Annotated in this window: 19 protein-coding genes; 8 read left to right on the forward strand and 11 right to left on the reverse strand. The window is 37.9% G+C overall.

The genetic code is table 11. The features are described from left to right. Positions 1-207 precede the first annotated feature (207 nt). From FNN09_RS16110 to rsxA, 7 genes are all read left to right on the forward strand, one after another. A complete protein-coding gene (locus FNN09_RS16110) occupies positions 208-675 on the forward strand; it encodes a SoxR reducing system RseC family protein (protein ID WP_143303438.1) in 468 nt (155 codons plus the stop codon). Position 676: 1 nt separating this feature from the next. Continuing rightward, complete coding sequence (locus FNN09_RS16115; protein WP_143303440.1) at positions 677-1,537, forward strand: Fe-S cluster domain-containing protein; 861 nt, start codon at positions 677-679, stop codon at positions 1,535-1,537. Between the two features lie 92 nt (positions 1,538-1,629). Further along, positions 1,630-2,961: an electron transport complex subunit RsxC gene (gene rsxC, locus FNN09_RS16120; protein ID WP_143303442.1), complete on the forward strand. Its 1,332-nt coding sequence runs from the start codon at positions 1,630-1,632 to the stop codon at positions 2,959-2,961. 62 nt (positions 2,962-3,023) lie between these two features. Next, on the forward strand, positions 3,024-4,028 hold the full coding sequence (locus tag FNN09_RS16125; protein ID WP_143303443.1) for an RnfABCDGE type electron transport complex subunit D: 1,005 nt from the start codon (positions 3,024-3,026) through the stop codon (positions 4,026-4,028). 19 nt (positions 4,029-4,047) lie between these two features. Beyond that, entirely contained in the window at positions 4,048-4,680 is a 633-nt protein-coding gene (locus FNN09_RS16130) for an RnfABCDGE type electron transport complex subunit G (RefSeq protein ID WP_143303444.1), read from the forward strand. Then, a complete protein-coding gene (locus tag FNN09_RS16135; protein WP_143303446.1) occupies positions 4,677-5,264 on the forward strand; it encodes an RnfABCDGE type electron transport complex subunit E in 588 nt (195 codons plus the stop codon). The genes FNN09_RS16130 and FNN09_RS16135 overlap by 4 nt, the downstream gene beginning before the upstream one ends. A gap of 3 nt (positions 5,265-5,267) precedes the next feature. Beyond that, positions 5,268-5,840, forward strand: coding sequence for an electron transport complex subunit RsxA (gene rsxA, locus FNN09_RS16140; RefSeq protein ID WP_143303448.1), 573 nt, complete (start codon positions 5,268-5,270; stop codon positions 5,838-5,840). A gap of 54 nt (positions 5,841-5,894) precedes the next feature. On the opposite strand, the gene FNN09_RS16145 is transcribed toward rsxA, so the two are convergent. From FNN09_RS16145 to FNN09_RS16155, 3 genes are all read right to left on the reverse strand, one after another. Next, positions 5,895-8,522 (reverse strand): PocR ligand-binding domain-containing protein, encoded by a 2,628-nt coding sequence (locus FNN09_RS16145; protein ID WP_143303450.1) that lies wholly within the window; start codon positions 8,520-8,522, stop codon positions 5,895-5,897. A gap of 159 nt (positions 8,523-8,681) precedes the next feature. Continuing rightward, entirely contained in the window at positions 8,682-9,755 is a 1,074-nt protein-coding gene (locus FNN09_RS16150; RefSeq protein WP_143303452.1) for a methyl-accepting chemotaxis protein, read from the reverse strand. Positions 9,756-9,930: 175 nt separating this feature from the next. Next, positions 9,931-10,590 carry a hypothetical protein gene (locus FNN09_RS16155; RefSeq protein ID WP_143303454.1) on the reverse strand — a complete coding sequence of 220 codons (660 nt, stop codon included), beginning with the start codon at positions 10,588-10,590 and terminating at the stop codon, positions 9,931-9,933. Positions 10,591-10,997: 407 nt separating this feature from the next. On the opposite strand from FNN09_RS16155, the gene FNN09_RS16160 reads away from it, so the two are divergent. Further along, on the forward strand, positions 10,998-11,756 hold the full coding sequence (locus FNN09_RS16160; RefSeq protein ID WP_143303455.1) for a TonB family protein: 759 nt from the start codon (positions 10,998-11,000) through the stop codon (positions 11,754-11,756). Positions 11,757-11,895: 139 nt separating this feature from the next. Here FNN09_RS16160 and FNN09_RS16165 read toward each other — a convergent pair whose 3' ends face one another. The 8 genes from FNN09_RS16165 to FNN09_RS16200 form a co-directional block, all read right to left on the reverse strand. Next, positions 11,896-12,696 carry a LytTR family DNA-binding domain-containing protein gene (locus FNN09_RS16165; RefSeq protein ID WP_143303457.1) on the reverse strand — a complete coding sequence of 267 codons (801 nt, stop codon included), beginning with the start codon at positions 12,694-12,696 and terminating at the stop codon, positions 11,896-11,898. A gap of 23 nt (positions 12,697-12,719) precedes the next feature. Beyond that, complete coding sequence (locus FNN09_RS16170) at positions 12,720-13,796, reverse strand: sensor histidine kinase (protein ID WP_143303458.1); 1,077 nt, start codon at positions 13,794-13,796, stop codon at positions 12,720-12,722. 86 nt (positions 13,797-13,882) lie between these two features. Continuing rightward, positions 13,883-15,250 carry a TolC family protein gene (locus FNN09_RS16175; protein ID WP_143303460.1) on the reverse strand — a complete coding sequence of 456 codons (1,368 nt, stop codon included), beginning with the start codon at positions 15,248-15,250 and terminating at the stop codon, positions 13,883-13,885. A gap of 298 nt (positions 15,251-15,548) precedes the next feature. Continuing rightward, the gene (locus FNN09_RS16180; protein ID WP_143303462.1) at positions 15,549-18,620 is read right to left on the reverse strand and encodes an efflux RND transporter permease subunit; all 3,072 of its coding nucleotides are present in this window, start codon (positions 18,618-18,620) and stop codon (positions 15,549-15,551) included. Positions 18,621-18,631: 11 nt separating this feature from the next. Next, entirely contained in the window at positions 18,632-19,693 is a 1,062-nt protein-coding gene (locus tag FNN09_RS16185) for an efflux RND transporter periplasmic adaptor subunit (protein WP_143303464.1), read from the reverse strand. A 213-nt stretch (positions 19,694-19,906) separates the two neighbouring features. Then, positions 19,907-20,488, reverse strand: coding sequence for a peptide deformylase (gene def, locus FNN09_RS16190; protein WP_143303465.1), 582 nt, complete (start codon positions 20,486-20,488; stop codon positions 19,907-19,909). A 350-nt stretch (positions 20,489-20,838) separates the two neighbouring features. Continuing rightward, entirely contained in the window at positions 20,839-24,186 is a 3,348-nt protein-coding gene (locus FNN09_RS16195) for a two-component regulator propeller domain-containing protein (protein ID WP_143303466.1), read from the reverse strand. Positions 24,187-24,394: 208 nt separating this feature from the next. Continuing rightward, positions 24,395-25,183 (reverse strand): PhzF family phenazine biosynthesis protein, encoded by a 789-nt coding sequence (locus FNN09_RS16200; RefSeq protein WP_143303468.1) that lies wholly within the window; start codon positions 25,181-25,183, stop codon positions 24,395-24,397. Between the last annotated feature and the right edge of the window lie 61 nt (positions 25,184-25,244).

Genomic DNA, 25,244 nt, shown 5'->3' on the forward strand with positions numbered 1-25,244 from the left:
TAAAGATTAACAACACACCGCCCACCCAAACACCCACACAATTCACGACAAATTTCTTTAATCAATTACTGATTTTTTTCTTTATAATTCTTTTACAACCAACATTTTACACTACCAATTAGTCAATTCACCTTACAGATAGCATATTAACTGTAAGTAATTGGCTCTATTTTTATTCATTCTAAATACAAATACCTTTTAACATATATGACAATTCCATTACTTCGCTACATTTGTGATCCTACGTATATGGCAGACATTGATTACATAGAGCACGAGGGCGTTGTAACAGAGGTAACAACGCAACTGGTAAAGGTCAGAATCGTTAACGAATCTGCATGCGCATCGTGCCATGCAAGTGGTTCGTGTACAGCGGCTGATTTGCAAGATAAACTCATTGATGTGTATCAATCTGAAAGCGATTTTAAACCAGGACAAAAAGTAATGTTACTGGGCAAAAAATCATTGGCTCCCAAAGCCGTTCTGCTGGCCTACGTATATCCCATCCTTTTGATTTTAGCAGTGTTAATTGCTACTTTTTACATTCTCGATAATGAATTATTAGCAGGCGGGCTTGCATTAGCGGCTTTGGTTCCTTATTACGCTATTATCTATTCTCTAAAGGATAAATTAAAACGAACTTTTTCATTTTCAATAAAACATCAAATCAACTAATATGAGTGTTGTTCTGATAACTATAATCTCGTTAGGTGTGTTAGGGGCTTTAGCTGCTATCATACTTTATTTTGTAGCACAGAAGTTTAAAGTATTTGAAGATCCACGAATTGACCAGGTTGAGGAAGCTTTACCTGCTGCCAATTGTGGTGGTTGTGGTTTTCCTGGTTGTCGTGCTTTTGCCGAAGCTATGGTTAAGTCCGATGATATTTCAGACTTAAACTGTCCGGTTGGAGGTGCCGAAACAATGAGTGCTGCTGCTGCCATTTTAGGCAAAGAAGTAAGTGCTGCCGCTCCAATGGTTGCAGTTGTTCGTTGTAACGGAACTTGTGAAAACCGTCCGCGAGTAACGGAATATGATGGCGCTACATCGTGTACCATTGCCTCATCGTTATATGGAGGCGATACGGGTTGTTCCAATGGCTGTTTAGGTCTTGGCGAATGTGTTGATGCTTGTGATTTCAATGCCATGTACATGGATGAAGAAACTGGCTTACCTGTTATTAAAGAAGATAACTGTGTTTCGTGTGGGGCTTGTGTTGATGCCTGTCCGAAAAACATTATTGAGCTTCGTAAGAAAGGTCCTAAGAGCCGTCGCATTTTTGTATCGTGTGTTAATACCGACAAAGGAGCGCCAGCTAAAAAGGCTTGTTCTGCAGCTTGTATCGCGTGTAAAAAGTGTCAAAAGATTTGTCCTTTTGATGCCATTACAGTGGAAAACAACTTGGCCTACATCGATTACGACAAGTGTAAATTATGCCGTAAATGTGTCGCTGAGTGTCCAACCAATGCTATTCACATGGTAAACTTCCCACCTCCTAAGCCAAAGGTTGAAAAACCAGTAGAGGAAAAAGCGGAATAGCAAATGTACGCCGCAGCTCAACAACCGAAATTTAAAACTCGGTTTTTAGAAATTAGAATATTATTAAAAACATTATAAAAGGAGGACCAATCGTGTTAAAAACATTCTCATTAGGAGGGGTTCATCCGGCAGAAAACAAATTCTCAGCCGGCCAAAAGATTGAGATCTTGCCAGTTCCCGAACAAGTTTCGGTTCCTATTGCTCAGCATATCGGAGCACCTTCTGAGCCAATTGTTAAAAAAGGCGACGAAGTTAAGGTAGGTCAATTAATTGCTAAGTCAACTGGTTTTGTATCAGCCAATATCCATTCGCCTGTATCGGGCAAAGTTTTCAAAATTGATAACGTACTCGATGCAAGCGGTTATAAAAAACAAGCCATCATCATCAAAACCGAAGGTGATGAATGGGATGAAAGCATTGATCGTTCAGAAGAATTAGTAAAAGAAATAACAGCATCGCCAGAGGAAATAGTTAAAAAAGTGGGTGAAGCAGGTATTGTAGGACTAGGTGGTGCTACTTTCCCGGCTCATGTGAAACTATCGGTTCCTCCGGGTAAAACATGTGATGTACTAATTCTGAATGGTGTTGAGTGTGAGCCATATCTTACTGCCGATCATCAACTAATGATGGAAAAAGGCGACGAGATAATGGTAGGCACGCAAATACTTATGAAGGCGCTCAAAGTAGAGAAAGCCATCATCGGTATCGAAAATAATAAGCCCGATGCCATTAAGCACATGACTGATTTAGCATCGAATTATGCAGGCATTACCATACAGGCTTTAAAAGTACAATACCCTCAAGGAGGAGAAAAGCAGTTAATTGATGCTTGTATTGGTCGTCAGATTCCATCTGGTAAATTACCAATTGAAGTAGGTGCTGTTGTCCAGAATGTGGGTACTACCCTTGCCGTTTATGAAGCCATTCAAAAGAACAAACCGTTGTTTGAACGTGTGGTTACTGTAACGGGTAAGTCGGTTTCTAAACCTTCGAACTTTATGGCTCGTGTGGGTACACCTCTTAATCAGCTTATTGATGCTGCAGGTGGTTTGCCCGAAGATACCGGTAAGGTAATTGGTGGTGGTCCGATGATGGGTAAAGCTCTTTCTTCAACCGATGTACCAATCACAAAAGGCAGTTCTGGTATTTTAATTATGCCAAACGAAATTGCTAAACGCGCTAAGGTGGAGCCTTGCATTCGCTGTTCTAAATGTGTGACGGTATGTCCAATGGGATTATCTCCTTATTTATTAAGCACAGTTTCTGACAAAGGCATTTGGGACCGGGCAGAAGAAGAAAAGATCATGGACTGTATTGAATGTGGCTCTTGTAGCTTCACATGCCCTGCCAGTCGTCCTTTATTGGACTATATTCGATTGGGTAAAGGTAATGTGGGTCGCATTATGCGCAGCCGCACCAAGTAGCTATTTGCTAACAGCCATTAGCTTTTTGCATTAACAAAAGTGAAATACGAAAAATAATAAAAATGAATAGGTTAACCGTATCACCATCCCCGCATGTGCACAGTGGCGACTCTGTGAAGAAAAACATGTATGGGGTGATCATAGCCCTTCTTCCGGCACTGGCAGCCTCACTGTACTATTTCGGCCTTGGTGCTGTTATTGTTACATTAACGGCAGTTGTTTCGTGTGTTGTTTTCGAATGGGCCATTCAAAAATATCTGCTAAAAAACGAATCGACCATATTGGATGGTTCAGCAGCATTAACAGGACTGCTACTGGCGTTTAACATGCCAAGTAATTTACCCATCTGGATAATTATTATCGGTAGCTTAGTGGCTATTGGTATTGGTAAAATGTCTTTTGGTGGCTTGGGTAACAATCCATTTAACCCAGCCTTGGTTGGTCGAGTATTTTTGCTCATTTCATTCCCGGTACAAATGACTTTGTGGCCAAAACCTATTGAGTCGCAAATGCATTACCTGGATGCCGAAACAGGTGCCACTCCCCTTTCTGTAATGAAAGAAGGTTTAGCCAATGGAGAGACTGTAAGCACACTTATGAGCAAGATTCCATCGTACACCGAACTCTTTATGGGTAACATGGGTGGTTCAGCAGGAGAAATCGCTGCAATCGCTTTATTAGTGGGACTTATCTTCATGTTGATTCGTAAAATTATTACGTGGCACATACCAGTTGCAGTAATTGGTTCAATCGCTATTTTCACTGGCATACTTAATCTGGTTAGTCCAGAACAATACGCAGGGCCATTATTTCATTTATTAACAGGTGGTGTTATGTTGGGAGCCATATTTATGGCGACCGACTATGTTAGCTCCCCAATGGCAAATAAAGGCATGCTTATTTATGGTGTTGGCATTGGCATAATAACGGTGGTAATTCGCGTTTTTGGAGCTTATCCAGAAGGTGTTTCTTTCGCCATCTTAATTATGAACGGCTTCGTTCCATTAATTGACAAATATGTGAAACCAAAGCGCTTTGGCGAAGTTGTAAAACCAGCTAAGGCCTAATGCAGGAAAATTAAAAATCATGGCAAAAACAGAATCGACGCTTAAAAATATGGTTTTAACCCTGCTCGTTATCACATGTGTGGCAGGGGCTTCGTTAGGCTTTATGTTTGAGCTTACCAAAGGACCAATTGCAGCGGCTAAAGCAGCCAAGCAACAGGCAGCAATTAAAGAAGTTGTTCCGGGTTTTGACAACAACCCAGGTGAAGAAATGTACCTACTTACATCTAAAGAGGGGTTAGAGTTAAAACTTTTCCCGGCTAAAAAAGGTGGAAACCTAATTGGTGTGGCCATTGAATCACAAACAAACAAGGGATTTAGCGGCAACATTAAAATTATGATTGGCCTAAAGCCAGATGGCAGCATCATTAACTACCAGGTACTGGAGCACAAAGAAACTCCTGGACTAGGTACTAAAATGGCCGACTGGTTTAAAACAAACAAAGGCAATCAGAGTATTATAGGGAAACACCCGAAAAGCAACAATTTAACAGTTAGCAAAGATGGCGGAGAAGTAGATGCCATTACTGCAGCCACTATTAGCTCTCGTGCTTTTCTGGATGCTGTTCGTGTTGCTTACGAAACATATACTGAAAACCAAAGCAACCAAGACGTTGCGTCTAATACCTCAGTTGAGGAAGGAGGTAAAAAATGAGTCAGTGGAATAATTTTTCAAAAGGATTTTTTAAAGAGAATGCTGTATTCACATTACTCTTAGGAATGTGCCCCACACTGGGTGTAACGTCATCGGCCATTGATGGATTAGGAATGGGCTTAGCCACCACATTTGTATTGGTTATGTCTAACCTGGTTGTGGCTCTTATCAAGGATTTTATTCCGGATAAAGTACGTATTCCCTCATTTATTGTGGTGATCGCTACGTTTGTAACCATTGTGGAGATGACCATGCAAGCCTACGTGCCTGCCCTATTTGATTCATTGGGTCTGTTTATTCCTTTAATTGTGGTGAACTGCCTTGTATTGGGTAGAGCCGAAGCCTTTGCTTCAAAAAACAATTTAGGTTCATCCATTGTAGATGGATTAGGTATGGGACTGGGGTTTTCAATGGCATTAACCATGTTAGGTTCTATTCGTGAATTATTGGGTAGTGGTAAACTGTTTGGAGCCATTATTTACCCTGAAGATTATGGTATGTTAGTATTCGTGCTTGCACCAGGCGCCTTTATTGCCTTGGGGTATCTTATCGCATTTATTAACCAGGTTAAAAAAGAAGCATAAGTTATGGAATATGTATTAATTGTCATCTCGGCTATCTTTGTCAATAACATTGTACTGAGCCAGTTTTTAGGTATTTGTCCGTTCCTTGGTGTTTCTAAGAAAATATCGACCGGTATAGGAATGACAGGTGCCGTTACCTTTGTAATGGTAATTGCCACTATCGTTACCTTTTTCTTGCAGAAAGCCGTATTAGATCCATTTGGAGTAGGTTATCTGCAAACGATTTCATTTATTTTGGTAATCGCTTCTTTAGTTCAGTTGGTTGAAATCATTTTAAAGAAGGTGAGTCCTCCCCTTTATCAGGCATTGGGGGTATTCTTACCACTAATTACCACTAACTGTGCAATTTTGGGTGTTGCCATTATGACTATCCAGAAAGATTTTAACATTGTTGAATCGGTGGTATTTGCCATTGCTAATGCCATTGGTTTTGGCTTGGCTTTAATAACCTTTGCTGGTATTCGTGAGCAATTAGACTTGATGGATATACCAAAGGGTATGAAAGGAACACCAATTGCATTGGTTGTAGCTGGTTTATTAGCCTTGGCTTTTATGGGTTTTGCCGGTATCGTTTAAAAAACAATACTTACTATATAAGGAAGAGAAGTTCATTGCGAGCTTCTCTTTTTTTTATTTCAATACTTTAGGTATTCGGAAACTGAAACGTGTGCCTTTATCCCTTTTCGATTCTACATGAATAAAACCACCTAAGAGTTCAACATATGCTTTGGTAATGGCTAGGCCCAGACCTGTTCCTCCTTTTTTAACATCGGAATCTTTCGCTTGCCAAAAACGGTCAAAAATCAGATCCAAATCATCGGCATCAATACCAATGCCTGAATCTTGCACATAAAACTCCAATAACTTCTTATCTATTTCAGCATATCCGAAAACCACCTTGCCTGCCGAGGTAAACTTGACCGCATTAGAGATGAGATTCGTTAGTACCTGGCGTAATTTCACTTCATCGCTATAAATCTCGTATTCACTTTCTTCCCCATTTTCAAAAATCAGTTCAATTCCCTTAGAATGCGCTGTATCTATAAAAAAGCTTTTTAGATCAGTTCCCGTTTTTACCAAATCGAAATAACCTGATCGTACATCAATTTGTCCCGATTCAATTTTAGAAATATCAATAATATCGTTGATAATATTCAAAAGTTGACTAGAGCTTTGATGTATAAGCTTTACGTATTCCCGTCTGTCATCAGGTGTTAAACCATCGAATTGGAGGAGCTCAGAAAAACCCACAATACCATTCATGGGTGTTCTTATTTCATGCGATAAATTCGCCAGAAAGGCCGATTTTAAACGATCGCTTTCTTCTGCATTTTGCTTGGCCTGCCTCAGCTCCCGCTCCATGGAAATATGCTCACTCACACTTTTGGCAAGTTTTAAATTTTTATATCCCATTGCTGACAATTCGATTGTCAGCACATTTAATAAGTTTAATATTTTCTCAAAGTGTTCAGGCGCAATTTTTATTAAATCTTTAAAGTCCCCAATTATGTCTTTATCATTTAGCCCCAAACTGCGTGTGTAATTTAATAAATGATCCACATCCAAGTCATCAGGACGAACTTGACCAATTAACCAATTACCGATGTGATGACCATCAACTATAATAGGTGATGCCGCATCAATAAAGCCACACGACAAGCAAGGGCTTGATACAGGTTTTAATATTCTTTTTGCTTCGTTACCTAGTACCTTACTACTTTCCATACACATGCGTTGCCCCTCAAGGGTTGAGCGAACCATTGTGCAAACATTATTCGAAAACGAAACTCGTGTGATTGGTTTCCCCTCAGTATCGGTTATCATGGATGATATGCCGGTAGCAAATGAAAAAGCATCCTGCATTTTTTGTAATTGTCCCAACTCAAAAACCGATAGCAAGGTTAATTCACTTGCATCATTAATTGGATTAACAATAGCATCTATTTCTTCTTTCAGGTGCTTTTGGTTATCGAGTAACAAACTAATTGTTTGTTTACGCTCACTCACATCACGCAACACAGCAATCACAAAAGTATCATCGTCTTTTTTAAAACGATTTAAACTTATTTCAGCATCAAATTCACTACCATCAAAACGGCGAATTCGCCAATCGAAACTTTGTGGAAATCCTTTCTCCGCCTCACTAAAATACACCTTTGAATAGATTGGCGATTTACCATCGGGCTGCACGGTTGCGGATAATTCAACAGTACTTTTTCCTGCTAAGTCCTCAATTGAACAATGCATCTCATCCAAAGCTTTAACATTAGCTTCAATGCAAATACCATTTTGAAAAACACAAATTCCATCATTAGCGGCATCAAATAAAATTCGATACTTGTTACGGCTATCAATAATCTGTCGTTCGTTACGAACTCGCACCAGGTAATTGGCAAAGGTTCGTGCTAATAATTTAAGGTTTAATATCTCACTTTCTGTCCAATGCTTTTGCATGTGCACATGATCAAGACCGATAAAACCTAATGGCTTTTCTCCCTCACTAAATGGAATCATTAAGATGGACTGAATACCTTCTTTTGCAAACTCATCTCGTTCTTCGTAAGCATTCTCTGGCAGTTCATTAATGTCATTCAAACAAACATGCTCCATATTCAACAACTTCTCCTTTAAATAAGGGAATGAGCTGGTAGGTAAATTTTGCAACTCATCAATGTAAGGTATAACATCATTAGCGCACCATTCATTGATATTGCTTTTATATTTTAAATCGCTTGAATATTGAAAAACATAACTACGATCACAAGAAAAATACTCTCCAACCTTTGCTAATGCTTCATTAATGATTTGCGGTATTTCTTCGACATTAACATTGGTATTGTAGGCCAATAGTTGATCTAGCATTTCGCGGTAAGCAATCATTTTATCGAGCTTAAGTAAGCTCTCCTTCGCTTCACTATTATCACGAAAAACAACAAGAACAAGGTCTCTTTTGCCATCATTTACCAATTGAACATAGGCAGATAACCAAGAATACTTCCTCAACCTTACCGGCCAATCTTTAACCACTTCTTGCTCCTGCTTTAAGGTATTGAAAAAATCAATTGCAGCACTTTCATTGAAAACATCGGCACGTGAGCAAAAATTACGTAAAGTGTATGTCTGTGATTTATTTAGATTAAAAAATGTATGGGCTTTATCATTTACGAAAGCAACCTCATAATCAGGCTTTTCAAAAGCCACCATCGGCTCTATTGCCGTATTAACTAATAAATTTATATCGTATTGATGGCTTGCCATAACTATTTCAAAAGAACTGTCAAAGTATTAAATATATCAACCATTAACAAACCATACAGCACTTTGCCTTGGGATTAGTTGATTAAAATACACTTACAAAACTTTAAAAACACTATTTAATTGCAATCCTCGAAGCTTTAAACGATAACTTCCTACACTTTAATTGGCCGTTTTATACAACTGTATGGTATCATTTAATTCATTCATATGTTCCGAAAATGAATTGAATGTCTCATTGATCTTTTCTACCGTCACATTTAAACTTGAAACAGCTGTCATTAATTGAGTGCCTTCTGCCAAATTAGCCTGAGAAGCATATTCGATAGTAGCAAAGGCCTCTTGAAACGATTTGTTCTGACCCAGGTTTTCAGAGAATTGCGTTGCAATCAATCGATTGAGTTCTTCGGTGTGTTTAAGCTCATCATTAAGCGAGTTAAAAATAGTTTCAACCTCCCCAACCGACGAAGCAATATTAACTGATAACTTACGTACTTCGGTTGCCACCACCGAAAAGCTCTGCCCATGAACACCCGCTTTAGCAGCCTCAATACCAGCATTAAGTGCCAGTAAATTAGTTTGAATAGCAATTTCTTTGATTAGCAAAACGATTCGATTAATCTCTTCGGCATGGTTTCCAAGCTTACTTACTGTTCCTGAAAAACCATCGATACTTTTAGATGTATTCTCTAAATTAGACGTAGTGGCTCGCAATGAACTTTTGCTACTAACTACCTTTTCTTGAATAGTTTTAGAGTGATCATTAGCATTATAAACTGATGATGTAACCTGATCGAGTGTTGCATTTAAGGTTTCGATAGAGCCATCAACCGCATTATTCTCACCTGAGATATTACTAGCCGTATCTGTAATTACATTTATCTCGTTAACAAACTCATTTAAACGCATAATGGCCAAATTAAACCCTTGGGCTATTTCACCTACAGCATCGTTGCTTTCTATATCCAATTTATTTGAAATATCGCGATTAGATATTTTCGTTGCTACAACGGACATCTTGAGCAATTGCTTTATTAATATCACCTTAACAAACCAAAAGCTTACAACTCCCACGGTAATACCTGCCAAAATACATCCTATTAAAAAATAAGGAAATAAGCCTTCTTTCCAGTCAACAAATATGTTGGCATATACTGGAAAAATAAAACCCATTGCGATACCAAAGCTCATCATGTAGACGAAGAGTTTGCGTAAAATACTTTTGTTACTTTTCATAGATTTGAAATTGCTTTTTAAACTTAAGCATTTCAATACAATTCTTTTCTATCTGTTTGATAAAATTCTATTCTTGTATAGTAAATTGTTAGTTCTGATTCGTACATCTCAGAACTGAGATGAATTATCTTATGGCGGAAAACGCTAAATTTCATTACACTTGCTTATCGCTTATCTACTTGTCTCTATCTTGCCATTTCTTTACTCCATATATGAATTTTATGGGAATGGAAAATTCCCCCTCAATATCGTGAACCATTCGCCCACCGCAACACTCCTCCCATCTTGTTTTAAAAGTACCGTTTAAGTGCTCCTCTCCGATATAATTAATTTCAAAACTACTGTCCTCGGTATTTGAGCCCAAATACCTATAAAAACTATCAGGGTTATCAGGATTATTTGTAGACACATAATACTCAACATTAATGCCGGCCTTACCTTTCCATGGATCTGAAAAATAATAGTTCGCATATTCTAGGTAAAAACAAGTATCAACAGGTGAATAAAACTTAATTTCAAGCGTTTCTCTTGTTTCTGGATTATGCAATCCAATACCATAAGCTGTTAAACCCCGTCCATTATCACTTGTCATTAATTGATGAAGTCTATGATCACTTAATTCAAATCTCATGCTCTCTATTGCACCGGCATAAGAGTTTTCGGTATTCACCTCAATAAAATATTCACCTTTATATGGACTAATTGTGTCAGGTTCAATCAGGTTTTTCATATATAAACTCTTCTGCCCTTTGTTTTTGAACTGATCCTTGTCTTTTGTACATGCAGCTACAATTATTAGAAAGCTAATAAGACTTATAAAAGCAATATTTTTCATGTGTTTGTATTTTGATTTCTATTGCCACATGTTACTCGCCAAAAAACATTCATGATCCTGTGTGAAAAGCTATTCTCATGGCTCGTTTCATACAACAGTAATTGATTGATTACAAGATAATAACTAATATTAAAGAATAACTATTTATAAGAGCATATTCTACAAACACCTAATCATCACTATTGTGCAATTTACATTACTATTACTTGTAGAGTTTATTGATCTACTCAAAAACCCTTAATAAAACTTAAAACTGTTCATTATCGCACAAGCTTCTGTTCATTTAAGCACGCCTATACCTAAATGAAAGTCATGCCAAACACGCCTGATAGCTATCCAACTGACAATTAAACTATTTGGAATACTACTTGATAACTGCTACTCGTTAAGAATTTAAAGATTTAGCCATGAAAAAGGTCAGTTATGTAGTAATGTTATTAATGCTTACAGTAGGCATTATGGCGCAGGAAGAAGAAATGAAGCAGAAATTCATTGAAGAAACACGTGTTGAAGCCCCAGTATTTATTGGCGAAACAAACTTGAATGATGCAGACCGTCAAAACTTTTCAAGTCATTTACAAGAAGAATTAACTTACCTCTCTGAACTGGATTATCTTGGCAAAGAAGGCATTGTTGCTATTGATTTTGTGATAGAAACTGATGGGTCGGTTACTAACGTAATGGTGAGTAATTCGGTATCGAAAACAATTGACGAAGCAGTTCTAAAAGCAGTCACAAACAGCAGTAATATGTGGAAAGCTGGCAAAATAAACGGACAAGAAAATGCAATGGATAAAACCATTTACGTAAAATTTGATATACCGGGTAATGCGAGCCACAATGAACAAGCCAGGGAGAACCTGAATCTTGCTATTAAACAAGTTTCAGACATCGATAAACTTGAAAACAAGGATATTGATGCTGCAGCCAAAACAAAAAAGACTGCACGTAAAGCAAAAAGTGCGCAAACATATCTTGAATATGCAGAACAATACAAGCCCAATGACTTATCAATTACCTATTGGCAAGCTCGCGTATACGAACTTCAAGGTAATAATGATCAGAAAGAACAAAAGCTTGATCAATACCTTGAACTCGCTAGACATCATGACCTAGAAAAGTCACTCGAACAAGATATTCTAATGGCTGTGATTAGTTTTAAATAATACGATTTGTTTTTAAGCAACAGAATGGCTGTTTGACACATAGTTGAACAGCCTTTTTTTTACCAGTCTAATAAAATTATGCTCATATTAACTTCTAAACCTAGCGATTGCTTAGCATCATTCACTTATATGAAAGAATTTATTGATTCATCCATTCTTTAAAAGCCGATGCTTTAGCACGGCTAATCATTATTTTATCATTCAGTTTATTCGTCAATTTCACCACAAGTTTACCGCTGAAATAACTTTCAAAGGTATCTATGGCATCTACATTAACAATGGTTTGACGATTACTTCGGAAGAACATCTCGGGATTTAGCTCCTCTTCTAACTTATCCAGCGATTGTGTTAACACGTGTTGGCGGCCATCGTATGCCACAGCAAATGTAACACGGGCATCAAAATAGAAATAGGCGATATCTTCCACTCGAAGCTTAAAAAATGATTCGCGCTTAGATATTAAAAATCGTTTTCGATAGCCCCCTTGCGTTTTGGCAATTGAACGAGCTAAGGCTTGATAATCTATTGCTGTTTCAATTTTGGGCTCGTCAGCCTCATTATTACGCCCAATTACTTCAATGGCTTTCTCAAACTTTCCAATGGCTCTTTCTAATTCCTCAGTTTTAATGGGCTTTAGCAAATAATCAATACTATTAAGATTAAAGGCTTTGAGGGCAAATTCGTTATAAGCTGTGGTAAAAATAATGCCACTCTCATCAACCCTCACTTGATCAAATATGGAAAAGCAATTACCATCTGCCAATTCTATATCCAGGAATATTATTTGTGGGTGCTTATTACTATTCAGGTATTCAACGGTTTCAGACACACTTTGCAGCATGGCTTTAAGCTGCCATTTTGGCCTCAACTCTTGAATCATATCTCGCAACATTTCACCGCTATGAATCTCGTCCTCAACAATAATAAAATCTATATCCATGGCTTATATTTCTGAATTCTTGTTTAAAATTTGGCTTGTTCAATTAAAGGTAACTCTACCTTAAACTCATCTTTGGTATGACTGATTTTTATTTTCTTATCAGTTAATATTTGATAGCGTTCTTTGAGATTACTTAAACCAGTATTGGTTGAATAAGTAGTATCCTTAGGGTTAATCGAATTCCAAACAACCAAAAAATCGTTTTCGGTATACACCTTTATTTTTAATGGCGATGCTTTTGTCGCCACGTTATGTTTCACGGCATTCTCAACCAACAACTGCAAACTCAAAGGAGGCAGATGCCACCCATAGTACTTTTCTGCAATGTCAGCCTCAGAAACCAAGCCATCCCTTAAGCGCTCTTTGTGTAAGGAACCAAAAGCTTTCATAAAGTTAATCTCTTCCGATAGTTTAATAGAGGTGTGCTTATTACTTTGTAAGACATAACGGTATACGTCAGAAAAATTATTAGCAAAACGAATGGCAGCCTCCTTATCTTGTCGAATAATGGCGATTAAGGTACTTAAGTTATTGAACAGAAAATGCGGATTAATCTGATCTTGCAAGGCCCTGTAGTCCTGCTTCAATTTATCTTGCTGCAAGCGTTCATTTTCAATCATTATCACACTTAGACTTTGATGGTAATTGTATGAAAATAGTAAGACCACATAAATGGTAACAAACAGAATAGCAATGACAATACTGACATTATAAGCCGCTTCAGTTATTGACTTCCCCGCTTCACTCTCAATCCAAGGCTTAAAATAATGGGATAACCAAACAGCCAAAATGAACCAAATGATAGAAAAACACACTAAAAATAATACCCGAGGACGCGTATGAGAATGCCATGGATGTTTGCATGCTATCATCTTGTTAAAGGCAAAAATACCCTCACTAATAAAAAACATGAGCCAAACGGTAAAGGCAAAACCTCTCCAATTGGCTGGTTCTTCCACAAACAGTGTAAACGTGATGATCATGTAAAAGACAACTCCCATCATGAACTCAAAAAGAAACCGTGTTTTGTAATTAACAAACAGAATTGGCTTTCCTTTTAAGAATCTATCATTATAACAAGTGTCAAATTTCTTCATCATACCGCTTTCATTTATCCCCAATAACAATTTATAAAGATAGTGACTCGCCCCAACTTATTAAAACGAGCCACCATCTGCCGGAAACACTAAAGTTGGTTAAGGTCGGTTGTATCCATTACTTTCAGTGCCCCTATTCCTTTTAGATAAGCTATTTTTGCTACTTCATAACCAGCCAAGGCATTCAGTAAATCAGCATTGGCACTTAACCACGATGCTTGAGCATTTAAAACATCGGTTGTTGTATTAAGTCCTGCATCAAAGCTTGCTGTTACCTCATCGAGTGATTCGATTGCTTCATCTTTATTTTTATTGGCTAAAAGAATTGCTTCGTAGGCTTCATTCACCCGTATCATATATTGCTGCACTTCTAGCTGCACAAAGTCCTTGGTTTCATCCAACTGTAATTGAGCTTGTTGCACTCGCAATTGCGCGGCTTCCTTTTTGTGCTTCTTTTCGCGCCAATGCACTATTGGGATCGAAAGCTGCGCCGAAGCTTGCGTAAGGGTTTGCCCATCAACCAGATTGGGTATTTCCATGTATCCGTAACTAAGCTGTGCCCCTAATTGCGGTTTATACATACTCAAAGAACTCTTTTTCTGCAGCTCTGAAATACTTACCTGTCCATCCAACATTTTTAACTCATTACGATTCACTAATGCCTGCTGAACACCGTTTTCCATAATCATTAATTTTGGTTCGAGCAGTAAGGTATCAACAAGCTCCACATCGCTATTGAGATCTATTCCAATAATCTGACATAAATTCATTTTCATAATGCGATAGGCATTTTCCGCTTTCATTAAATTTAGCTGAGCTTCATTTTTTTGTACCGTCACAATTAATTGCTCACTCTTAGGTGTTAGGCCCAAATCATACATATCTTTCATTTGCAGCTCCAAGGAATCCAACATCTCGTAGTATTTATACGCGACCTTTAATTGCTCCTTAAAGGCAACCAGATGCCAATAGGCGTTGTCGGTATTGTATACCACGTCATCGGTTTGAAGCTGGTAGGCCTGTCCAGCCATTTCTACACCTTTGTCAGCCATTTGATTGGCATAACGAATTTGTCCTCCCATATAAATGGGTACTTGCATTGCTACCTGACCGTTGTAATACTGCAATTTTTCAGTACCAATATCCATACCTGGAAATCCCACAGTGTGATCAGTAGGGTTACCTCCCGCATCCATAACTGGCAATTGAAAACCTGGAATAGAAATTTCGTCCATACTTGGCAAGTAGGTTAACGATGCAGTACCATCAATATTAGGTAAGTAAGCTGTTCGTGCTTCTTTGCGTTGTGCCTCGGCCTCGTAATGCTTTAGTTTAGCTGATTTTAATGACTTGTTATAATCCAAAGCCATCTGACGGCTTTGATTAAGCGTTATCTTCTGCTGAGCGAAACTACCCATGCTTATCAATAAGCCAATGAATAATATAAAATTTTTCATCTGTTTAAGTTTATTTTCATCTGTCAGATGGAACTCTCAAGTAAATTTCATCATCCGCCTGTGTATCAATTTGGATAATTAAATTTACATGGTTATTTCATCTGTTTATATTTTGCTTTCATTTGCCATGTGAAACTTACCAACATGTTTATCCTTCTCTGTGAGAGTGTTTCACTCATGGCTCGTTTCAGAATGTCTTAATTATCACCAATGCTGTTTGTTATTTTTCAAGGGGAGCCGACAACTCTGTTGTTAAAAGTCAATCGGCTCCACTCTACTAACTAATTATGAATAAACATTATTCTTCAATACTTTTTTGATCGTCATCAACATGCAACACCTTTGTATTTACCTTGTACATAACTGCATACAATACTGGAATAACGATAAGTGTAATTACGGAACCAACTAAAAGCCCGAACATAATTGCGATAGCCATGGTATTAAACATTGGGTCGAAAGCCAATGGTAGCATACCCAGTATGGTTGTTAACGACGCCATCATAACAGGTCGTACCCTCGACAAGGTAGCATCAATAATGGCCTGCAAAGCTTCCTTGCCTCCGGCTATCTGAAGGTTAATTTCATCGAGCAAAACCACGGCATTTTTAATCATCATTCCCATTAATCCTAATGTTCCTATGATAGAGAAAAATGTGAAATAGGTGCCTGTTAATAAAAAGCCTAGAATAACGCCAATAAAGGCCAAAGGCATGATTGCAAATATGATGATCGGTTGACGGAAATTATTAAATAAACCGATGACAATAATAATCATTAACAAGGCCGCCAAAGGTAGTTTCTCTCCCAGTCCGGCATTGGCTTCATTACTACTTTTGTATTCGCCCAACCACTCTAAAGTATAACCTTCAGGTAAAGGAATGGCTTCAATATCTGCCTGCAAAGCTGCAAACAACTCTGGTGGTGCCACACCCATTATTGGGTCACATTGTGCTGTAATGGCGCGTTGATTATCATAGTGACGAATCATACTACTTTCCCACCTCACATCAATTGAATCAACCAGCTGGCTTAAAGCTACACTCTGCGGCAACCCAGACCATACAGGAATGGAAGCCAATTGATTAATATCCTGCTCTATGGTTTTATCAAGCTTTAGCATTACTGGCAACTGGTAATCGCCATCGTAAAATAAACCAACAGGCATACCACTGGAGGCAATGGCCAAAGCATTTGCTACATTAGCACGGCTAACCATTAACTCGCGTGCCCTGTCCTGTGAGTATACGGGTGCTAATACCTTTATTTTGTTTTTCCAGTTATGCGTTACAAATGCAGCTGTAGGCTCATTACGCATTACTTCGTTAGCTTGCTCGGCCAACTGACGTAGCACCTTTTCATCCTTACCGGTAAATTTGGCTTCTATTTTAAAATCACCACCAATGGCAATGTACGTTCTGGCTCTGGCAAAGGCTTCGGGGTAATTATTGTTCACATACTCCTGAAGTTGAGAAATGGTTTCATCCAGTCGTTCCTTATCCTCAACTGTAATAATTAGCTCCCCATAACTTAGGCTTAATCCATTCATCGGACGCATTAGTGTATAACGTGCCGGCGTACTACCCAAACCAGTTACCACTGAAGCCATGTTATCCCAAGTCGATATGGTTTGCTGAATTTCATCCAAATCCTTTTCAACCTGACTGATGTCTTTACCCTCGGGCAATCGATACTCTAGAATAAATTGATCGTACTCAGCGCCTGGAAAGAAGTTTTGCTTAACAAAACCAAAGGACCAAAACGAAAGAACCAACACAATGACCGTAGCAATAACAAATAATGATTTATGCCACAGTGCAAACTTCACAAGCTTACCAAAAAACCGGTAAAAACGGCCACCATATGGATCGTGCTCTCCATCACCACTTTTGCCATCGCGCTTTTTATAAAAATACTGCGCGTGAAACGGCGTTTGAATCATGGCTAGCACCCAACTGATAAACAATGAAATAGCTAAGACATAAAACAGTGGACGAAGAAACTCACCTGCTCCAGTACTATTAAAAGCTAAAGGCATAAAAGCCAGAATTGCAACCAAGGTGGCTCCCAATAAGGGCATTGCCGATTTCTTAGCCGTATTTACAAAGGCCTTTCGTCGATCCATCCCTTTATCCAAATCAATTAAAATACCATCGGCAATTACAATGGCATTATCAACCAACATACCCATGGCGATGATGATAGCAGCTAAAGACACACGGTGCAGCTCTATATCGAAACCAGCCATGATAATAAAAGTAGCTAATATAGTAAAAACCAAACCACTAGCTATTAATAAACCAGCACGTATACCCATGGCCAATAAAAGCACTACAATCACAATTACAATCGACTCCACCAGGTTAATCATAAAGTTATCGATGGACTCATTCACATTCTCGTGCTGATAAAACACTTTGTGACATTCAATACCAATTGGTAATTGATTCTGCAATTCGCCTAAACGCTTTTCAACAGCTTCACCAAGCACAACAACATTGCCCCCTTTTTCCATTGATAAGGCCAGACTTATGGCTTCCTTACCATTGTATTTTAATTTCTGTAAAGCAGGTTGATAGAATTCTCGTTCTACTTTGGCAATTTGTCCAAGACGATATCGTCCGCCATTGGGCAGTTTCACCTCAAAGTTTCGAATCTCATCCAAACTTTGAAACTTATTACCTATGCTGATGCGAATACGCTCACTCCCCGACACAAAACTGCCCGGATTAACGATGTTTCCCTGGTCGTTAAACGACTGAAATATTAGCATTGGATTAATACCAAGAGAAGCAAAATACTCATTGTCAAAACTAATATTGACTACCTCAGTACGTTTTCCAAACACTTCAATGCGCTTCACTCCATCCACCAACATCAACTCCTGTTTCAGGTAATCAACATAGCTCTGAAATTCGTGGTAACTATAACCATCATTCGAAACAGCAATAAAAATACCCGATACATCGCCGAAGTCATCATTTATAATTGGATCGCCGGCATTTGCAGGTAAACTGCCTTTTACATCGCTAATTTTACGACGCAAATGATCCCACAACTGTGGCATCTCATCTGTTTTAACACCTGATTTAATATTGATGGTAATTTCCGATAAACCTGCTGTTGAACGCGACTCCAGGAAATCAATATTCTCCAAACGTTGGATCGCTTTTTCCAACACATCAGTTACTTCCTCTTCCACTTCTTGTGCCGATGCACCCGGATATTGTGTAATAACAACGGCTGCCTTAACTGGTATTTCAGGATCTTCAAGCTTTCCCATTGAGTTAAAGGAGTAAAATCCTCCTAACAAAAGGGCAATAAAAATGAAGCTCAAAAATGCTTTTTGAGATAAAATCTTGTCTAACATGTTATTTGAACTTATAAAAGGTTAGTATCCTTTAATAAACGAACTGACTGTGATTCTGTAAGGCTATAAACACCTGCTGTTACAACCAACTCAGTGCCTTCCAAGCCCGAAGAAAGTGATACCAAACCATTGTTTTCTATCTTACTTACGACCACTTTTTTTCTGGCAACAGTGGATGTTACCGGGCTATAAACCCATACATATGGTGTTTGATCTTTGTAAAAAACCGACTCAACCGGCACCATTACAACTTGCTGATTATCACTCGCCAACTGTATTCGCACTTTGGATGACATACCTAGTTTCAATTCATTCTTTGCCGAATTATTAACCACTAGGCGTACATCATACATATCATTGCCGTTTGCTTTTTCATTAACCGATAACACTTCAGCTGGCACTTGGTAGGCATTGGCATTGGGCACATCGATAGAAATTGCCGCAAAATTTTTAGCTTTGTTTACTTTACTTTCGGGCAAACTAAATACTACCTCTAAATGACTAACATCCAGTAGCGAAAAAATTGGCTGACCAGGTGCTACATTTTCAAAATTACTAATCTTCTTTCGGTAAATATAACCTTCAAACGGCGCTTTCAACTCGGTATCTGCCAAGGCATTTTGAGCTGCTTCGTAAGCACTTTGTGCCGATAAAAAGCCAGCTTCCAATTTTTCCAATGTGTTAATTGGAAGTTTGTTCTTTTTATACAACTCCTGATAACGCGTATACTCCCCATTAATCTGCTGGTATTGAGCCTTAGCAGATTGTAAACGTATTTTATAATCGCGAGGGTCGATGCGTGCTATAACCTGCCCTTTTGAAACATAATCTCCCTCATCGACCAAGACATTAAACACCTGACCGCCCACTTTAAAGGCAACACTTACTTCTTTCTTTTCTTTAATTTGTCCATGAAAAACCAATTCCTCGGCTTTCTGTGTTTTACTTAAACGCTCAACCTTAACAAAGCGTTTTGTTTTGGCTGTGGCCTCATTGTCATTTGAATTGCAACTAATCAAACTAACACTTAGTATTAGTAGGGCTAGTAACATTTTAATCGAGTGCTTTTTCATGATTGAATCCTCTTTGTAATCTTTTTCCTTTGATGAATAGTTATTTCTACTGACAAAAGTATAGGATTAAAAAGCCGAGGACTTTGGGAACTGCATGAAGCTGCAATATTATTGCTCAAAACGGAAAGAAAATTGTTTAAACGACATGCCATCATCAAACAAAAATGGCCTTAACTCGCATGAATTAAGGCCATCTCAATGATTCGTATATTGTTATTTTGCAAAACGCATTCGGTAACGAGCTGACACTTTTCCCTCTGCTATTTTATTTAATTTGCCCTTAATTAATCTTTTGGAAATACCAGACAGATGATCAACATATAAAATTCCTTCTGTGTGATCATACTCGTGCTGAATAACTCGTGCATTATAACCTGTAAAAGTGCGTTTATGCTTTTTAAAGTTTCTATCGACGTATTCTATTTCAATGGCCCAGGGGCGTTCAACTTCTCCATTTATATCTGGTAGACTTAAACAGCCTTCATTTTCGGCCCATACCTCTTCCGATTCTCCTATTATTTGAGCATTGATAAATGTCTCTTTGATGGGTTCTTCGTCTTCAAATAAATCTTCTTTATCTTCATCATTCATCCCCTCAAAAACCTGAACAGTATCAACCGTAAACAAACGTATAGCCTTATTAACCTGTGGAGCAGCTAAACCAACACCACCCGCTTCATACATTGTTTCCCACATATTATCGATCAGTGCTTCTAAGCCATCATAATCCTTCGTTATTTCGTCACACACCTTTCGCAACACCTTGGTGCCATATGCCGTAATCGCTAATGCCATTGCTCTTTTTTTTATTTTTCGATTGCAAAAATAGTCTTTTTAGGGTAAACCAAAATTGTAGCGAAAAGTTTATTATTTATTAACACTAGTAAACGACTAATCTATTCTTACTCTGACTAACATGACAGTTAACTGAAGCCAGCGCAATTAACCGAGTTTTTCTATGCAATAAATAAAACTAAGATGAGTTGATTGGTAATGGTTTGTTAAGTACTTATGGATAAAGGCGATGTTCTTTTTCGCCAACAAGCTTTCAAATCAATCTCATAACAAGAAAACAACAAGCAACTTACAACTACACAAACTATGAGAAGATGGTGTATATATGGAATTAACCATACGGAAAGACTTTAATTATTCTGAGCAATCGTAAACCAGAATTCAGCACCTTTACCTGATTCACTAATAACCCCAATTTGACCGCCATTTTTATCGGCAAACTCTTTACAAATAATTAGGCCTAGTCCCGTTCCTTTTTCCCCCTCGGTGCCATCCGTTTTTAATTTTTTATCAATATTAAATAAATGATCCTGATCAGCCTTTGCAATACCCACTCCATTATCAATTACGCTCAATTTCCATATTCCTTGCACACTAAGTAATTCGTACCTTACAGTACCTTTCGCGGGCGTAAATTTTAAGGCATTTCCTGTGAGGTTTCTAATAATGGTACTTACCATATTCCTATCGCCATAAGCGATTGCTCCGTCAGGTGTGTTATTAATCAAATTGATTGATTTTTTTTCAGCTGCCTCACGGTATAAATTACAGTTCTCTATTATTAAAGTTGATAAATCGAATTTCTTTGGTTCAAAATTAATTTTACCTCTTTGGGAACGTGACCATGTCAAGAGGTTTTCTAACAACAAATAAATATGTTTGACCGAGTTATTAATTCGTTGGACACCTTGCCGTTTATCTTCTTCATCGGCTTGTTCATAATTTTGATCAAGCATATTACTAATGGCCAATAAGCTGGAAAATGGATTTTTTAAATCGTGCGAGATAATTGAAAAGAACTTGTCTTTGGTAACATTCATCTGACGTAAATTCTCTTCAGAAACATGCAACTGCCTGTTGGTTTCTAAAATCTGTTCATTCCTGTTTTTTAATAACTTATTCATTTTAACCTTAAGCAAAAATCGATACACAAATACTATTAGTAACAATACAACTGTGATTTCGAGCAAGACAAACCATGTTGTTTGCCAAAAAGGTGTACGAATAGTAATGTGCAATTGCGCTTCGTTTTTTGACCAAACTCCATCGCCATTAGTACTGACAACTCTAAAAGTATAATTGCCAGGTTTAACATTTGCAAAGGACACATAATTGCGTTGACCAGCCTTATTCCAACGCTTATCCATTGGAGATAACTGAAAGGCATAGTTTGTTTTATCGGGATATAAATAATTTAGCCCCGAATATTCGATGGCAAAAAAACGCTGCGAATAATTTAACTCTATATGATTTGTATAACTAATGTTGGATGAAGAAACAAACTGACTATCAACTTCACTTATTCGTGACCCTATGCCCAGATCGATTGTAGATGCTTGCACTTCATCGCCAAGTACTTCGAGACGTGTAATTACAGGCTTGCCCATAAAAGAGTTCTCTTGAATTTTGGTTGGCATAAGAATATTAAAGCCATAAACACCACCAAAATACAGTCGCCCAGAATATCCTTTATGAAAGGCACCGCCATTAAATTCGTTGCTCTGTAAGCCATCACTCACATCATAATTACGCGTTTTCATTGTTTGCGGATCCAGACAGCATACTCCATGGTTAGTGCTCATCCACAAAAATCCAGCATCATCAGGCATTATACTATAAATTACCTCATTGGGCAATCCATCTTGCATCCCTAGCACTTGTATTTTTCCCGTAGTTGGATTTAAGATGTTGAGTCCCTCGTTAGTGCCAACCCAAATAAATCCTTGTTCATCTTCATACAAACTAAAAACAATATCATCGCTCAAGCAACTACCTGGCTGTCCATGTGTCGTATAATGCTTAAATGTGTTAGTTGTAGGATTAAAGCAATTTAATCCTCCCCCATAAGTTCCAATCCATAAATTCCCCTTTTCATCTTCTATAATACTGGCATATACAAAGTTATTCGATAAGGAGTTAGTATTATTAGGCTGATGAGTATAACGCATAAAGGTATTCTGCCGACGATTAAACAAATTTAATCCCTGACTCGTACCAACCCATAGCTGATCTTGACTATCTTCAAATACCACACGAACAGAATTACCCGTAATGGAGTGGGCATCATTTTCATCATGCAAATACTTTGTAAAACTGCCATTTGATGAGTTATATCGATTTAACCCTCCACCATCAGTACCAATCCAAATATTTCCATCGCTATCTTCAAACAATTCGCGAACACAATTATGTCCAAGCGAATTGGTATTCTTTGGCTGCGAACTAAAGTTGGTAAAGCGATTAGCTTTGGGGCAATAACGGCTTAAACCCTTATCATTTGTTCCTATCCATAAACAACTATCACGAGCTTCCAGTATCGACCAAATAAAGTTACTGGGCAAGCTATTGTCACTTAAAGGGTTATTTTTTATGAGGGTAAACTTATTTGCTGATGGGTGGTAAATATTAATTCCGGCTCCATAAGTTCCGAGCCAAATGTTACCACTTTCTAAATCTGAATAGATGCAGTTGAAAGCATTTTGACTAACACTCTCTTTATCTGTTGGATTATGAATACACTTTAAAACTTGCAGATCTTCATCAAAAATAAACAAACCATCGCCATGTGTCGCATACCAAACATTGCCATCCTTGTCTATTTGAAGAGCTTTACTCTTATTGATTGATAGACTATTGGTGGTGTTAAACGTTTCGATCAATTGTTTCGTATATTGTTTATTCAAATGATGCACCCATAAGCCATTTTTGGTATTGATGAATAAACGCTGCTGTTTGTCGATGGCCAATGATTCAATCTGCTTGATTTGTTTATCAATGGGAATTTCAAACACCTGATTGCGCTCTGTATCATACACCTTTATACTATTATCAGATGAAACATACACATTACTTTTAGCAATGACTGCGAACTGTACTTTTTCGACTAGTAGAGTTTTCCAATTAAGGTTCTCATCGACACAAAACAAACCATTTTCTGCGCTAACAAACAACTTAACACCATCACTTTGCAAAGAATACACCTCCCCTGTTTTAGTATATGATTTGGCTTGTAGAGTGTGTGCATTAAAAATTGTTAGTCCTCCTTTTGTGCCAACACACATCGCTGTATTAAAGGCATGCAAAGCAGTAATGGTATCATTGATAATTGAAGTCGACTGAGCAAGAGAATAATTGGTAAAAACCTCATTAACAGGATTAAAATGAGACAATCCGTTTCGTGAACCAAACCACAAACACCCCTCTTGGTCTTCAGCAATGTGTTCAATCCATTTATAACATATACTATTGGGATTCTTAACGTCGGTGCGATAAATTTTGAATTGATACCCATCATAACGATTTAAGCCATCTTCGGTACCAAACCACATAAATCCTTTGCTATCTTTTGAAATGCAGTAAACCGAGCTTAACGATAGGCCATCATTAATGGTTATACTCTGAAAACGCATGGGTATCTCTTGGCTCAAGCACATTTGCACCATCACCAACTGTAGCAATATCAGGCGTATTATATTCATCAATTATCGGGTTAGATGTATGAAAATCACAATCATACTCATTAAACCTAGTCGATAAATAGGGACTAAAATCTAAAGTAAGGGATGCTAAGCAAGATTCCAAACAAAGCACCGATAATTTCGGCATAGTTTTCTCTTAATTAATAAGTTCAGGTCATTCTGTGCGATCGTATCCTCATGTAAGGATCTTTTGTATCCTTTATAATTATTAGTCAACCCAGATACTTCCCACCATGTAAGTTCTAGCTTTACCGCTTATATGAACCCGTTTCTCATTATTTCTGCAGTACAACAAACCTTGCCTTTCTGACACCTGCAAAGCTGTTAACTCACTCTTTTTCAGTTCACGGCTCCAATATGGAATTAATGTGCAATGTGCTGAACCAGTGACTGGATCTTCTAATATAGTTGCCTGTGGAGTAAAAAACCTCGATACAAAATCATGTTTCTCTCCTGGTGCGGTAACAATTACACCTCCTGTACCCAGGTTAATTCTATCAAATAGTTCTCTATTGATTTCCAAATCACTTACCATCTCTTCAGATGGGTAAACCAATAGGTAATCACGTGCTTTAAAAACATCTGTAGGCTGATGATTTATTGCCTCTTGTATTTCGACAGGCAATTCGCTTCGCACCGCTCCCCTTGATGGCAAATCAAGCGTTAGAATATCAGCTTGACACTCCACATTTAGTTCTCCACTCAAAGTATTAAAAGTAATTATGTCAGGTTCGTAAGCCAAATGAACCTTTAAAACATATGCCGCAGCCAGTGTTGCATGTCCGCATAAATCCATTTCTAAATCAGGTGTAAACCACCGTAAATGAATTTGATCCTTTTCTCGTACGAAAAAAGCTGTTTCAGCCACCGCATTTTCCATTGCTATCTTTAATAGCAACTCATCGGGCAACCAATCTTCAAGGGGAATAACACATGCCGGATTACCACTAAAAACTTTATCGGTAAAGGCATCTATTTGGTATATGGTTAGTTTCATAGTTAAAAGGTTAGCTTTAAAAACATCAATCTTAATGAGGGTAATACCTTGTAATAGTCAC

This window comes from Carboxylicivirga sp. M1479 (genome assembly GCF_007097485.1).
Lineage (GTDB): Bacteria > Bacteroidota > Bacteroidia > Bacteroidales > Marinilabiliaceae > Carboxylicivirga.